The organism is Streptomyces sp. PTY087I2 (genome assembly GCF_001687325.1).
Classification (GTDB): domain Bacteria; phylum Actinomycetota; class Actinomycetes; order Streptomycetales; family Streptomycetaceae; genus Streptomyces.
Map to the genome: position 1 here is coordinate 196,735 of NZ_LZRD01000008.1, position 13,717 is coordinate 210,451.

General features: G+C 71.0%; 11 protein-coding genes and 1 pseudogene. 8 read left to right on the forward strand and 4 right to left on the reverse strand.

The window, feature by feature from the left end; genetic code table 11:
- Window positions 1-216: 216 nt before the first annotated feature.
- The 4 genes from A3Q37_RS10945 to A3Q37_RS10960 all read right to left on the reverse strand — a co-directional run bounded on the left by A3Q37_RS10945 (window position 217) and on the right by A3Q37_RS10960 (window position 5,431).
- Window positions 217-1,104 carry a FadR/GntR family transcriptional regulator gene (locus A3Q37_RS10945; protein WP_176711393.1) on the reverse strand — a complete coding sequence of 296 codons (888 nt, stop codon included), beginning with the start codon at window positions 1,102-1,104 and terminating at the stop codon, window positions 217-219.
- A gap of 159 nt (window positions 1,105-1,263) precedes the next feature.
- Window positions 1,264-2,997: an ATP-binding cassette domain-containing protein gene (locus A3Q37_RS10950; protein WP_065481536.1), complete on the reverse strand. Its 1,734-nt coding sequence runs from the start codon at window positions 2,995-2,997 to the stop codon at window positions 1,264-1,266.
- A gap of 145 nt (window positions 2,998-3,142) precedes the next feature.
- Window positions 3,143-3,901 carry an NUDIX domain-containing protein gene (locus tag A3Q37_RS10955; RefSeq protein ID WP_010063447.1) on the reverse strand — a complete coding sequence of 253 codons (759 nt, stop codon included), beginning with the start codon at window positions 3,899-3,901 and terminating at the stop codon, window positions 3,143-3,145.
- Window positions 3,902-4,036: 135 nt separating this feature from the next.
- The gene (locus A3Q37_RS10960) at window positions 4,037-5,431 is read right to left on the reverse strand and encodes a DUF4192 domain-containing protein (RefSeq protein ID WP_065481539.1); all 1,395 of its coding nucleotides are present in this window, start codon (window positions 5,429-5,431) and stop codon (window positions 4,037-4,039) included.
- Window positions 5,432-5,720: 289 nt separating this feature from the next.
- On the opposite strand from A3Q37_RS10960, the gene A3Q37_RS10965 reads away from it, so the two are divergent.
- From A3Q37_RS10965 to A3Q37_RS37200, 8 genes and pseudogenes are all read left to right on the forward strand, one after another.
- Complete coding sequence (locus A3Q37_RS10965) at window positions 5,721-6,788, forward strand: TrkA family potassium uptake protein (RefSeq protein ID WP_079137742.1); 1,068 nt, start codon at window positions 5,721-5,723, stop codon at window positions 6,786-6,788.
- A 138-nt stretch (window positions 6,789-6,926) separates the two neighbouring features.
- The gene (locus A3Q37_RS10970) at window positions 6,927-7,838 is read left to right on the forward strand and encodes an aldose 1-epimerase family protein (protein ID WP_065481542.1); all 912 of its coding nucleotides are present in this window, start codon (window positions 6,927-6,929) and stop codon (window positions 7,836-7,838) included.
- 148 nt (window positions 7,839-7,986) lie between these two features.
- A complete protein-coding gene (locus A3Q37_RS10975) occupies window positions 7,987-9,465 on the forward strand; it encodes a sugar porter family MFS transporter (protein WP_065481545.1) in 1,479 nt (492 codons plus the stop codon).
- On the forward strand, window positions 9,465-10,907 hold the full coding sequence (zwf, locus tag A3Q37_RS10980; RefSeq protein WP_065481547.1) for a glucose-6-phosphate dehydrogenase: 1,443 nt from the start codon (window positions 9,465-9,467) through the stop codon (window positions 10,905-10,907). The genes A3Q37_RS10975 and zwf overlap by 1 nt, the downstream gene beginning before the upstream one ends.
- Window positions 10,908-10,977: 70 nt before the next feature.
- A complete protein-coding gene (locus A3Q37_RS10985) occupies window positions 10,978-12,045 on the forward strand; it encodes an aromatic acid exporter family protein (protein ID WP_065481550.1) in 1,068 nt (355 codons plus the stop codon).
- Window positions 12,046-12,372: 327 nt separating this feature from the next.
- The gene (locus tag A3Q37_RS10990; protein WP_065481553.1) at window positions 12,373-12,963 is read left to right on the forward strand and encodes a hypothetical protein; all 591 of its coding nucleotides are present in this window, start codon (window positions 12,373-12,375) and stop codon (window positions 12,961-12,963) included.
- A 42-nt stretch (window positions 12,964-13,005) separates the two neighbouring features.
- Window positions 13,006-13,379 (forward strand): annotated as a pseudogene (locus A3Q37_RS37735) (transposase); the annotation flags it as partial.
- A 15-nt stretch (window positions 13,380-13,394) separates the two neighbouring features.
- The gene (locus A3Q37_RS37200; protein ID WP_065481556.1) at window positions 13,395-13,643 is read left to right on the forward strand and encodes a DUF6461 domain-containing protein; all 249 of its coding nucleotides are present in this window, start codon (window positions 13,395-13,397) and stop codon (window positions 13,641-13,643) included.
- Window positions 13,644-13,717: the final 74 nt, after the last annotated feature.

A 13,717-nucleotide genomic window follows, 5' to 3' on the forward strand; every position in this document is an offset into this window, starting at 1 on the left:
AGAACTGAAACAGCGCGCCCCAGGGCTGCTGTATTCCTTCCGCTGCGCTCACCTCTTAAGTCATCGCGCTGCTTCGAGGAGTGTTACGGCCAATCCGCGTGGCCCGAGTCACACCTCATTTGCGGCGTACGGGACCAAAGGTTGCATCCCCTTCCATTGTGCCGCCGGACCCGTGCGGCCCGGCGGCATCGGGCCCCGCGGTCCCGCCGCCCCCGGTCAGTGCTCGCGCGGCGCGGGAACCACTCGTTCGACGTCGGGATGGACGACGAGCAGTTGACGCATGGCGGTCTCGGCGGCCCCGGCGTCGCCCGATGCCAGGGCGTCGGCGATCCGTGCGTGGTGGGCGAGCGAGGTCTCGCCGGGACGGTCACAGCCGGTGACGGGACCGCCGGAGACATGGAGGGCGGCCGAGACGATGCCGGAAAGGTGTTCGAGCATCCGGTTGCCCGCGGCCTGGATGAGCAGGGCATGGAACTCCGCGTCGGCGCGGGAGAAGGTGATCGTGTCTCCCTGCCCCATCGCGTGCCCCATGATCTCGACCATGTCGGCGAGCCGCTGCTGGATGTCGTCCCGGCCGTGCCCGGCCGCGAGGCGGGCCGCGAGCGGTTCGATGGTCCAGCGGAGCTCGGCCAGCTCGCGACGCTGGTCGTCCCGCTGCGGGCCGAAGGCGCGCCATTCGATGATGTCGGGATCCAGCAGGTTCCAGTCGCTGACCGGGCGGACCCGCGTCCCCACATTGGGACGCGCGCTGACCAGCCCCTTGGCTTCGAGGACGCGCAGGGATTCGCGGACGACGGTGCGGGAGACCTCGAACCGCTGGCCGATCTCCTCGGGCACGAGGGGGCGGTCCGCGCCGAGGTCGCCGGAGACGATCATCTGGCCCAGCTGCTGGACGAGTTGGCCGTGGAGACCGCGCCCCCGGCTGGCCGATCCCCGTCGGCTCGCCCGTCCCAGCTCGGAATCGGCGCCGCCCCAGGAACGGGTCGCGGCACGCTCGCCGGCCGGTGCCTCCGGATAGGGATAGCGGTCGAGTTCGCCCGAGCCGGCCAGGCCGGAATCGGCGGTGCGGGCGGCGGTCATCATGGTGTGCGCAAGGGTACTCACGCATCCTTTGTCGGCGCGGCTCGTCCACCCCTTGAGGTCTTTGGTGAAAAGCACACGAAAGGGTGATCGGCGCTCGCGCCGCAATTGACGCCATATCCGCACAAATCAGTCATTTTTCAGGGAGTTGCTGGCCCCTCTCCTCGGCGCGGGCGGCGGCGATCACCAACGGGCCTTTCCCCGAAGGCTGGTGAACAGATACGCACAGATCAGGGCCGACAACGACAGGGTGAGCGCGGTCCCGACGGGCTGCGCCACCACCCGCGCGACGGCGAGGATCCAGTGGTCCGCCTCCTGCGGGAGCTGCCACCCGGCCAGTTCACGCAGCCGGCCCGGAAGTCCGGCGACCGAACGCGCGGACGGCACCGCGAAGATCTTCTGCACCAGCGGAACGACGAGCACCGGTACGGCCAGCACCGCGGCGATACCCGCCCCGGCCACCCGGAAGACACCGGCGGCCAGCAGCCCCGCCCAGGCGCAGCCGACCGTCAGGCCAGCCCAACTCGCGCCCAGCGCGACGGCGTTCGAAGGGATCTCGATCAAGTCCGGCCCGTACACGAGCCGGAGGCTCTGCGCTCCGCCCACCACGGTGAGGGCGGCGAGCAGCAGGGCGAAGCTCGCGGTCACAGTGAGCTTGGCCAGCAGCAGCCCGAGCCGCCGGGGCACGGTGCCGCGTGCGGCGGCGAGCGCGGGATAGCGGAACTCGTCCCCGAAGGACAGCGCCCCGAGCAGCCCCGCGCCGAGCGCGGCGGGAGGGAGCGGCAGCAGAGCGGGCCAGGCGGCGAGCACGCGGGGAAGGGCGGTGCCGTCGGTGCGGGCCAGCAGAACGGACATCGCGGCCGACACGACCAGAACGGCCGCCATGATCATGGTCGTTGTCCGGACACCGAGGGAGCGTCGGAGTTCGTAGCGGAGCGGGCGCAGCGGGCCGCGCGCGGGTCGCACGCGGATCGGGGGCGGCAGCTCGGAGAGAGCGGCGGCCGCGTCGTCCCGCTCCGCACTCCCGGCCGCGGGCTCGGCGGGCCCGGTGTCACCGATCTCGTCGGCGAGCCGGTGCACGGGGACGCCGTGCCGGTAGGCGGTGTCGCCGACCTCCGCGCAGTTGCTGCCGTACACCGTCAGCCGGCCGCCCGCCTCCTCGACCACCTCGACGGAGTGCTGCGCCGCCCGGGCCTCCCGGCTGACCACGGCCGCCAGCCGGGCCGCGTGCGGAGTGCGGACGGCGACGCGGGCCCGGAGCCGGGTACGGGCGAACTCGGCGACGTCCTGGTCGGCGACGAGGCGCCCGCCGCCGATGGTGACGACGTGATCGGCGGTGCGGGCGGCCTCCTTGGGGTCGCCGGTGGTGTGGAGGACCGTGCCGCCCTGGGCCGCGTGCGCGCGCAGCAGCCCGTAGAGCCAGCTGTTCTCCCGTGGGGACAACCCCTCCGCCGGTTCGTCCAGGATCAGGGTGTGCGGGTCTCCCAGCAGCGCGGAGGCAAGGCCGAGCCGGCGGTCCATCCCCACCGACAGGGTCCCCAGGCGCTGGTCCCCGAGTCCGGCGAGCCCGACGACCTCCAGCACCTCGTCGGCCCGGGTGGCGGGCACGCCCGCGGCCGCGCAGAGCATCCGGAGCTGCCCGCGGACGGTGCGGGAGGGATGGCCCGGTACGTCACCGAGCAGCACGCCCACTTCCCGCGCCGGGTGGGCGATGCGGTGCAGGGGCCGCCCCCGGAAGTAGGCGACGCCCCGCCCGGCGTCCAGTTCGAGCATCAGCCGCAGGGCCGTGGTCCTGCCCGAACCGGGGGCGCCCAGCAGGGCGGTGACCCGGCCGGGAGGAGCCTCGAAGGTCAGATCGTTCACGGCGGGCGGAGCGTCGCGCCGGGGGGTGCTGGTGAGTCCGATGGCCTGGAGCATCGCTTCTCTCGCGTCTCTCGCGGACGGTGAGACCGCTCGGCGGCAAGGGGGTACCGCAGCAAGATAACGCGACATTTCGGACTTTTTGCGCAGGGGGAGATCGACGGGCGTTCCGCGGGACCGGTGCGGGGGAACGCCCGGTGGCTCAGACCTCGGGTCGCAGCATCGGCGGATTGAGCACCGTGGCCGCCCCGGCCCGGAAGAGCTGCGCGGGCCGTCCGCCCTGGCGCGTGGTGGTCCCGCCGGAGGGCACCAGGAATCCCGGCGTCCCGGTGACCTTGCGGTGGAAGTTACGGGGGTCGAGGACCACGCCCCACACCGCTTCGTACACCCGGCGCAGTTCGCCGACCGTGAACTCGGGCGGACAGAACGCCGTGGCCAGGGAGGAGTATTCGATCTTGGAGCGGGCCCGTTCCACCCCGTCGGCCAGGATCCGCGCGTGGTCGAAGGCCAGCGGCGCCGCCTGCTCGCCCTCCCGCCCGGTGCCGGGGTGCAGCAGATCCTCGACCGGAGCCCAGCGCGCACTGTTGGCGTCGCCGCCGGCCCGGGGCGCGGGCAGGTCCGGTGCGAGGGCGAGGTGGGCGACGCTGACCACCCGCATCCGGGGATCGCGCGCCGGATCGCCGTAGGTGGCCAGCTGTTCCAGATGTGCTCCGTTACCGACGGCCGGTTTCGCCGGATCGTGCGCGCAGAGGCCGGTTTCCTCGACGAGCTCGCGCGCCGCCGCGGAGCCCAGGTCCTCGTCCAGCCTGACGAAACCGCCGGGCAGCGCCCATCGGCCCTGGAACGGGGTCTCTCCGCGACGGACGACCAGCGCGCAGAGCGCGTGACGGCGCACCGTGAGCACGACCAGGTCGACGGTGACTGCGAAGGGCGGGAAGGTCGACGGGTCGTAGGGCGGCATGCCGCGATCATAGTCGTCTGCCTGACGATAAACACTCCCTTCAGCATGCTCGTGATCGGTCCGGGTGCCACGGTGACGGAATCGCCGCGGTGGGGAGCGCCACGGCATGGCCGGAACGCCCGCTCGACGGGACGGTCAGTCATGTCGCCGCGCCCTGCTGCCGCGTCGGCCGTAGCGCCGGGCCTCGCGCGTCCGCCGCCCGGGCGCCGGGACCCGGGGGCGGGTCGAGCCGGGTGACATCTTCCGCCGCTCGGCGCCCGGAGGCCGCGGAGCGCGCGCCCGCCGCCGACCGCTCCCGGGCAGCGGCCGGACCTTGCGGACGTGCAGAGGGGTGGCTCCCCGGTCGCTGCCGGACCCCACCGCCTCGACGGCCGCACCCGCTTGTTCCTCATCGGCATCGGCGTCGGCGTCGGCCGCCTCGCGCAGACAACGGCGCAAAGCCTCCGGATCGAGCCCTTCGTTGCAGGCCCGGTGCAGCAGTTGGGCGAACGTGTAGTCCGGATCGGCTCGCAGCGCCAGCGACAGGGCGACCCGGGCGCCCGGCTCGTCGCCCGTGGACCAGGAGACCCAGCCGGCCAGGGTGAGCGGGGCGGCGGCGTGCTCCCCGTACGGTCCGACGCAGCGCCGTGCCAGCGTCCGCCACAACCGCAGGGCGGCCTGGGCTTCCGGTCCTTCCATCCAGGCGGCGGCCTTGTCCCGGGTCTCACGGTCCTGGAGCCCGAGGATGACGGCGGCGGCTTCGTCGGAGCCGATCAACTGGTCGTCCCCGGCGTCCGCGAGTGCGGGTGGGGCCGGCTGTGCGTCCTCGATCCGGTCCATGAGCCTGCGCGCCAGCCGAAGGGTCTCCGCCGCCACCTCCCGCCTGGCCCGTTCGTCGAGAAGCCTCGGCAGCAGCGCAGGTCCCACCGTGTCCAGGGCCTTCTCCTGTGCCCGGACGGCTGCCGGGGTCCGCCAGGGCTGGAGCCGCGCCTCCATGTCGCGCAGCGTGCCCCGGACATGGACGCCCGCGTAGGTGGCGGCCGCGGCCATCACCGTCGTACCGGGCATGGCCAGAGGGTTCCCCTGGTCGGGGCAGCACCGTGGGTCGGGGCAGCAGTAGGACCAGTAGCGGCCGTCGGAGATGCAGAGCGCTTCGAGGACGGGGACGTCGAGCGCTCCGCACGCCGTGCGCAGACGTTGCGCGAACGGCCTGAGCCGCTCCATGGTCTGCCGGCCGCTGGCCCCGTCCGGCGAGTCCTGGCAGAGGAAGATCACAATCGCGTCGGGCCGCCCTTCGCGACGCTCGCTCCCCGAGACCAGGCACTCCGCCAGCTGGTCGGCGACCGGCCCCCATTCGCCGGGCGCCTGCGGAATTCCGAGGCGGAGCCGGCCGCCGAACCGGCCCTGACCGCCGTGCAGGGCCACCATCACGACGCTGTCGTTGGGATAGAAGCCCATCAGATACGGGAGGGCGTCGGCGAGATCGGCGGGGCCGCGCAGGGTGATCTGCTGCTCTCCGGCGGGACCGGTGGATTCGTGGTGCTTGTTCATGGCTCGACGGTCCCGCGAGCCGCCGAATCCCGCGACCCCTGTGGATAACGTTATCCACAGGCTCGCGCCGTCGTTCGCGGTCTGTCGTGGTCATCGGGTTGCATGGGGGCATGACCAACGCAGACCGTGCAGCGCGCAGACTGTGCAGCGATCAGGGCAGCGGCCCGGCCGTGATCGTCCCACCGCTGCCGCCGCTGATACGCAACCAGGTCGCGGCGGCGGCCCGGCCCGGCCTGTCCGAAATCGCCTCCGGTGGTCGCCGTTCCGGTTGTGCCGGAGACTCGGCCCTGTGGACGTCCAGGGCGAGGACCAGGCCGGCCGGCGGTCGCGGTTCGGATTCCCCTACCGGCCGCGCGGACCGCTCCGGATCATCGTGTCGCGGCTCGCCCTCGCCTTCGGGCTCATCCTCCTGGGCACGTTGGTCGTCTACCTCGGCCGCAGCGGCTACCGAGACTCCACCGGACACCCTCTCGGTCTGCTGACGAGCTTCTACTACTCGGCCGTCACCCTGACCACGATCGGGTACGGGGACGTCGTCCCGGCCAGCGACTCGGCGCGGATCGTGAACACCCTGGTGATCACCCCCCTGCGCCTCGGCTTCCTGCTGGTCCTGGTCGGCACCACGATCAGCGCGCTGACGGAGCGGACCCGGGCCGAATGGCGCGAGCAGACCTGGAGGAGCAAGGTGCGACAGCACATCGTGGTGGTCGGCTACGGCACCCAGGGCCGGGCCGCGGTGGCCACCCTGCGGGCACGGGGCACACAGCCGCGGGAGATCGTGGTGGTCGACGTCGCCGCGTCCGCAGTCGGCGAGGCGAACAGGCACGGCCTCGTCGGTATCGTCGGCGACGGGACCCGCTCCGACGTGCTGGCACGGGCGGAGCTGGGCAAGGCGGGGCACGTGCTGATCGCCACCGCGAGCGACGACACCGCCGTCCTCGCGGCTCTGACCGCCCGCCGGATGAACGCCACCGCCGTCATCACCGCCTCCGTGGCCCGCGCCGAGAACGTCGCCCTGCTGCGCGAAGGCGGCGCGGACAACGTCATCACGTCCTCCGAGACGGCCGGACACCTGCTCGGCGTCGCATCGTTGAGCCCTTCGGTCGGCACGGTGCTGGAGGAGCTGCTCTCCGCCGGGCTCGGACTGGAGGTCGCCGAACGCTCCCCGGAACCGGCGGAGGTCGGCCGCGATCCCCGCCAGATCACCGAGTCCGTGCTGGCCGTGGTCCGCGACGGCAAGCCCCTGCGGTACAGCGACTCCCGGATCGGCACCGTCCGCGCCGACGACCGCCTGGTCATCGCCCGAGAGACGCCCGCGTCCCACCGGCGGAGGGCAGGCCACGAGGAGAAGGGCTGAGAGGCTTCCGGGGCGACACCGGGACGAAGCCGGGGGCGGTACCGGGACGGAGCCGTACGGAGCAGGAAATCCGCCCGATCGGCCGACGCCGGGCCCCGACCGCCGCCACTCCCCCGCCAAGGGGACAGCCATCTGTCCATGAACGAGAACACCACAGGTGAGCAGTACCGGCTGACCGCCGGCGACTACGCGGCGACCGTCACCGAGACGGGCGCGGGGCTGCGCGAGCTGAGCCACCGGGGCGAACCGCTCCTGCTCTCGTACGGCCCCGACGAACCGGCCCCGGCGGCCTTCGGCCAACTGCTGATCCCCTGGCCCAACCGGGTCGACCGCGGCCGCTACACCTTCGACGGCACGGAGTACCGGCTCGACATCTCCGAACCCGAGCTGGACTGCGCGATCCACGGACTCGTCCGGTGGACGACCTGGCGCCCGGTCCGGCAGGAACCGCACGCCGTCACCCTCGCCTACGGCCTGCACGGGTCGACGGGATACCCGTTCCGCCTCGACATCGAGGTCACGTACACGCTGGACGCCGGTACGGGCCTCACCGTCCGGCTCGTGACCCGCAACGCCGGCACCCGCCCCGCCCCGTACGCCCACGGCACCCACCCCTACCTGACGGTCGGCGAACCGCTCGACGACTGCGTGCTGACCCTGCCCGGCCACCGCTACCAGCCGGTCGACGCGCGAATGCTCCCCTCCGGCCCGACGGTCGACGTCTCGGGCACGGCGTACGACTTCACCACCCCGCGCCGCATCGGGACGCAGGCCATCGACGTCGCCTTCACCGGTCTCGACCGCGACGCCGACGGGCGCGCCTGGGTCCGCCTGGAAGGGTCGCGGCGCGCCACCCGGTTCTGGCTGGACGAGGCCCAGCCGTGGCTGGAGGTCTACACGGCGGACCAGGTGCCGCCCGCCTCGCACCGCCGGGGCATCGGCGTCGAACCGATGACGGGACCGCCGAATGCTCTGGGCAGCGGTACCGACCTGATCCGGCTGGCACCGGGCGAGTCGTACGCGGGCGGCTGGGGCGTCTGCCACGGCTGACCCGGCCGCTGAGTGCCGACCCGTCGTGGCCGTCGGGCGTCCCACTCCTTTTGCCCTCAAGCCACCCGATTGCTTCGCACCGTCGCCCTTTCCTCCCGAAAGGTGGTGATGTAGCCAGGACGAGCCCGCTCACGACGGAGGGAGCGACATGGTCCAGGGCTTTTCCAAGGAACCGGGCACCCACGGGCCGCTCACCGAGATCCCGGCGGAGGGTCAGCGGAAGATCACCCGCTGGGCGGCCGCGATCGCTCTGGGCGGCTTCCTGTTCGGCTTCGACACCGGGGTCGTGTCCGGCGCCCTGCTGTACATCAAGCAGGACTTCGACCTGAACTCCTTCGAGCAGGGCAGCGTGGTCAGCGTGCTGCTCATCGGCGCGGTGATCGGCGCCACCTCGGCCGGCCGGCTCTCCGACGGCCTCGGCCGGCGGAAGGCCCTCGGCCTGATCGGCGTGGTGTTCATCATCGGTACGGCGATCGCGAGCACCGCGAACGGATACCCCGTCCTCATGCTGGGCCGTATCGTCCTCGGCCTCGCGGTCGGAGCGGCGTCGGCGACGGTTCCGGTCTACCTCTCCGAGATCTCACCGACGAAGATCCGCGGCCGGCTGCTCACCATGAACCAGCTGATGATCACCCTCGGCATCCTCATCGCGTACCTGGTCAACCTCGCCTTCTCCAGCAACGAGATGTGGCGGGCCATGTTCGCCGTCGGCGCGGTCCCGGCCGCCCTCATGGTGGCGGCGACCCTGTGGTTCCTGCCCGAGTCGCCGCAGTGGCTCATCGCCCACGGCCAGGCGGAGAGGGCGCGCAAGGGGATCGCCGCGATCGCCGACGAGGCCACGGCGGACACCCTGGTCGCCCGGGCCCAGCACCGGATCGCCGAGGATCGCGAGCAGCAGAAGCGGAACGCCGGGTCCTCCGGCCGGACGGCGAAGAGGCTGCTCACGCCCGACCTGCGTCCGGCCCTCGTCGTCGGGCTCACCCTCGCCGCCGTACAGCAGTTCGGCGGGATCAACACGATCATCTACTACGCACCGACCATCATCCAGCAGACCGGTCTGAACGCGTCGAACTCCATCTTCTACTCCGTGTTCATCGGCCTGATCAACCTGGTCATGACGCTCGTCGCGATCCGCCTGGTCGACCGGGCCGGCCGCCGCGTCATGGTGCTCGTCTCCCTGGCCCTCATGGCGGTCTCGATCTTCATGCTGGGGCTGGCGTTCGTGGTCGGCATGAACTCGGTGCTCACCCTGCTGTTCATGGTCATCTACATCGCCGCCTACGCCGGCGGCCTCGGTCCGGTGTTCTGGACCCTGCTGGGCGAGATCTTCCCGCCGTCCGTCCGGGCGGAGGGATCGAGCGTGGCCACGGCGGTCAACTGGATCTCCAACTTCGTCGTCAGCCTCGCCTTCCTGCCCGTGGCCTCCGCCCTCGGCCAGGGCGAGACCTTCTGGATCTTCGCCGCGATCTGCGTGGCCGCGTTCTTCTTCGTCGGCCGCTACCTGCCCGAGACCAAGGGCCGCGACCCCGAGCAGATCGAGGCGGCGCTGAACGCCCGCTTCGGGCGCGACCAGGGCACGCCGGACATCCCCTCGAAGGCGGCCGATCACCGGAAAGGACGGTCGTGATGACCGAAACCCTGCTCAGCCCGCCCGAGATGGAACGGTCCGACGTCCTGGTGCTCTTCGGCGTCTCCGGCGACCTCGCCAAGAAGATGCTGCTGCCCGCGCTGTACCGGCTCACCGAGTCCGGCAAGCTCACCGTGCCCGTCATCGGGGTGGCGGCCACCGACTGGGACGACGACGCTCTGCGTCGGCACGCGCGGGAGGCGGTCACCGCCGAGGGCGCGGACATCGACGAGGAGGTCTTCGCCCGGTTCGCGGCGAACCTGTCCATCGTCACCGGCGACTTCGCCGACGCCGCCACCTTCACGCGGTTGCGCGAGGCCGTGACCGGGCGCGGCTTCGTGACGTACTACCTGGCGATCCCGCCGTCGCTGTTCACCGAGGTCGCCGGGTCGCTGGCCGCCGAGGGCCTCAACCGGAACGCCCGGCTGGTGGTGGAGAAGCCGTTCGGCCACGACCTTGACTCCGCGCGGAAGCTCCAGGACGAACTCTCCGCCCACTTCGACAACGCCCATCTGCTGCGCGTCGACCACTTCCTCGGCAACCGCGCGGTGGAGAGCCTGATGGTCTCCCGGTTCGCCAATACGCTGCTCGCGCCGATCTGGCACCGCGCCTACGTGGACAACGTGCAGATCACCCTCGCCGAGGACTTCGACGTCGCCGACCGCGGCTCCTTCTACGACGCGGTGGGCTGTCTGCGCGACGTGGTCCAGAACCACATGCTCCAGGTCCTCGCCCTCCTCGTGATGGAACCGCCGAGTGCCACCAACGCCCAGGCGCAGGGGCTGGAGAAGTGGCGGGCCCTGCACGCGACCCGCACCATGGACCCCGCCGTGACCGTGCGCGGCCAGTACGACGGCTACCGGGACGTCGAGGGCGTCAAGCCGGGCTCCACCACGGAGACCTACTTCGCGACCCGGATGTTCGTCGACAACTGGCGCTGGGCCGATGTCCCCTTCTACCTCCGCAGTGGCAAGGCGCTGGCCGTCTCCGCCACCGAGGTCGTGGTCGAACTGCGCAAGCCTCCGCTGGAACTCTTCGGCGGCGACGACATCCAGACGCCCCCGAACGTCATCCGCTTCCGCATCGACGGCGACACCGGCATCAGGGCGGACCTGATGCTGAACAAGCCCGAAAGCACCGACGGGCCGCTGACCGTGCCCATCGGCGTCGACTTCGCACAGGTGCTGGGGCGGCAGGAACTCCCGTACGAGAACATCCTGCACGGGGCCGTCGTCGGCGACCCCGAGTGCTTCGCGTTCTTCCCCACCGTCCTGGAGTGCTGGCGCATCGTGGGCCCCGTCCTCGACCCGGTCGAGCCGCCGCTGCCGTACGCGCCCGGAAGCTGGGGCCCGGAAGCGGGTGACCGTCTTCCCGGGCTGCGGAACTGGCACCAGCTGGGCCCTCGCCTGTTCGACGACGCCCGCCCGGCCGGGGAGCGCTGACCCGGCGGCGGACCGGCCGGCTGAGCGCCCCGCCGCGAACCGTCCCTGCCCGGGGCGTGGAGGGAGGACGATGTACGAGGCGTGTTCGCGCGTCAAGGACAACCTGTGGCCGGTGCTCCAGCAGTCCGCGGCGGCCGCGCTCTCCTGGTGGATCGCCGGGAGCGTCTTCGACCACCACGTCCCGCTCTTCGCCCCGATCGCGACCCTCGTCGCCCTCAACACCCCGGTCGGCGGGCGGGGCACCAACGCGGTACGGGTCATGTCCGGGGTCATCGCGGGCGTGGTCGTCGGGCAGGTGGCCTTCCGCTTCCTCGGCCACGGCGACGCGGCGGTCGGCGTGGCCGTGCTGGGTGCGCTCCTCGTCGCGCTCCTCCTGGACGGCGAACGCATCACGATGGCGCAGGCCGCCGTCGGCGCGGTGATCTCCGTCGCGGCCGGGCAGCAGGCCGGTATCGACCGCGTACTGGACGCCCTGCTCGGAGCGGGGGTCGCGCTCGTGTTCAGCCAAGTGCTCTTCCCTCCGCACCCGTTCACCCTGTTGAGGCGGGCCGAGGCCGCCACCCTGAAGGGACTGGGCCGTGCGCTGGAGCTGGCGGCCCGGACGCTGGACGCTGCGGCCGATGAGCGGGAGGACCAGCCGTGGAAGGAACTGCGCCCGGTCTACACCCTGCTGAACGACCTCGGCCGGACCCGTGACGACGCGATCGCCGTCGCCCGCCGGACCCCGCGCTGGCGCGGCCGACGCGAGCCCATCCGGCAGGAGATCGCCGCCACGCGCTACCTGGACCTGCTCGGCAACAGCTGCCTCACCCTCATCCGGGGCGCCACGGTCCTCGACCCCGGCCCCAGGAAGGCGCTCGCCACCACGGTACGGGGCCTGTCCGGGGTCCTGGACACGCTGGCGGAGGCGCGCGGAAGCCATCCTGTGTTCCAGCACGCCGCCCGGCGCACCCTGGACATCGTCCGGGACGCCCCCGAACGCGGCTCGGCCGTGCCGGTCGCGGCGAGGGAGAGCGTACGGCTGGTCGCGGCGGACATCCTGGTCTTCGCGGGCGCCGACCCGGACGAGGCCGAACGAGCGGTGCGCGACGGGTCCACCGACATCGCCGTCGTACGCCGGTCGCGTCCCGGGGAGTAGCCGGAATTTCCTTGGCGCGCCGCGGTCGATCATGCCGGCGGCTCCGGTGGATTGCACCTCGCCTGGACTGCGCCTCTCCCCGATTTCGAACCCGGCAGCCCCCTGGACTCAATCGCCCCAGATTCACCATAGTTGAATTCATGCAGGGCGAGCCGGAATCGCACACAGGTTCACCCCATGAGTGACTTGATCCGATCGACCGGATTTCCCCTTCCCCCACTCGGAGTTCAGGCGGAACATCTCTCCGTGGACTGAGGACCACTCCTGGAGTGCACGTCCCCAGGAATGCATTCGCACGCCGCGACAGAAGACGAGAAGGAGACAATAATGACCACGGGAGAGACCGCTCTTCAGCCGGGGGAATTCGAGCACTACCTGGACGAGATCTTCGCCACCAGCAAACGGCGAATAGCGTACCTCGGAAAACATGGGACCATATCAGGCGCCCCCCAGATTGTGGCGCTTCCCCCGCACATCAAGGCCGTACAATTCAATTCGGGTAACGTCCCTATGCCGATCCAGGACTGCTTCAACAGCGATTACGCATACCCGAACGAACAGCAGGCCAGCACCAACAACACCAACGTAGACCAAGCACTTGACCGCTACAATACCCATGCGATCACTGACGATGACTTCGACGCATTTATCGACAGTCAAGATGATCAGAACAAGGCGGCTTTCAACGCCTCCCAGGACAGAACAAACCAGACCCTGAAGAACCTCGGGCACGAGCACCCCGAGTGGCAGGAACAGATTGTCAATCTGTTCCAGGAGTCCAGCAATTTCCTCCTGGGCAGCCTGGTTTGGGGCGGCGTGTACAGCGCCATGGAGTCCATGAGGACCATCAAGAGAGTTGTGCCCGTCATCCCCGAAGCGTCCGGCAACATCGCCGCGTACTTCAAGAACCAGCTCTGAGCTTGTTCTTGTTTCGCCGGACCTGAGGGTGGCTCTCGCCTGATCCTGTGCTTAGACGGCCCGGTGAAATCACCGGTGGATCTGACGCCGGCATCTGAGCATCGCCGTGGGCATGGCGCGTTGTACGGCGCTCTCAACCGCGGCGGGATGGACGTCGGCCGTCTGCGGACTGTGCCGGCTGGGTTGCCCGGTGCCGCGTTTCGAGGGCGGGCGCCTGGTGCTGGCGGTCGACGTGGCACCGTGGCTGCGCTCGGACGCGCCGCGCCCGGCAGATTCGCCAAACCCGAGACCTGGGCCGAAGCGGCGACATCACCGACACCGCCAACTACGGCAAGGCCGAAGCTCAGGCGTGGGACCGGGTCCACCCGAGGCCGACCCACCGCTCTGCCTGGCTGGAGCACGACGGTGAACCAGTGGGCCGACAGTCGGCCGTGAAGGGCTGCGACGGCTTCGATGACTTCATCGCCCGGGACCGCGAATTTCAGGACGATCAGGATGACCGGGGCGACCGCATGTTCGTCGGCGCAGCCCTGGTCCACGACGAAGACGCCGATTGGGTCCCGGCTCTTGAGATCAACGGCGGCATCGAGATACACACCGATGCGATGAAGCACGCCACTTACGGCACCCGTGGCGTCTCGCACTTCCGCAGCCCGGTCGATATCCCCACCGAACACTGAACTGGTCTCGTCATCGACGTCACCGATACACACGACACCCGCGCCTACACCGGCTGCCCCAACCCCGCACGATC

What these genes read in the sequence shown, in the direction of transcription:
- A3Q37_RS10950 (WP_065481536.1), bottom strand. Translation starts at nt 2,997, where the DNA reads ATGCTCCAGGCCATCGGACTCACCAGCACCCCCCGGCGCGACGCTCCG.
- A3Q37_RS10955 (WP_010063447.1), bottom strand. Translation starts at nt 3,901, where the DNA reads ATGCCGCCCTACGACCCGTCGACCTTCCCGCCCTTCGCAGTCACCGTC.
- A3Q37_RS10960 (WP_065481539.1), bottom strand. Translation starts at nt 5,431, where the DNA reads ATGAACAAGCACCACGAATCCACCGGTCCCGCCGGAGAGCAGCAGATC.
- A3Q37_RS10970 (WP_065481542.1), top strand. Translation starts at nt 6,927, where the DNA reads ATGAACGAGAACACCACAGGTGAGCAGTACCGGCTGACCGCCGGCGAC.
- A3Q37_RS10975 (WP_065481545.1), top strand. Translation starts at nt 7,987, where the DNA reads ATGGTCCAGGGCTTTTCCAAGGAACCGGGCACCCACGGGCCGCTCACC.
- zwf (WP_065481547.1), top strand. Translation starts at nt 9,465, where the DNA reads ATGACCGAAACCCTGCTCAGCCCGCCCGAGATGGAACGGTCCGACGTC.
- A3Q37_RS10985 (WP_065481550.1), top strand. Translation starts at nt 10,978, where the DNA reads ATGTACGAGGCGTGTTCGCGCGTCAAGGACAACCTGTGGCCGGTGCTC.
- A3Q37_RS10990 (WP_065481553.1), top strand. Translation starts at nt 12,373, where the DNA reads ATGACCACGGGAGAGACCGCTCTTCAGCCGGGGGAATTCGAGCACTAC.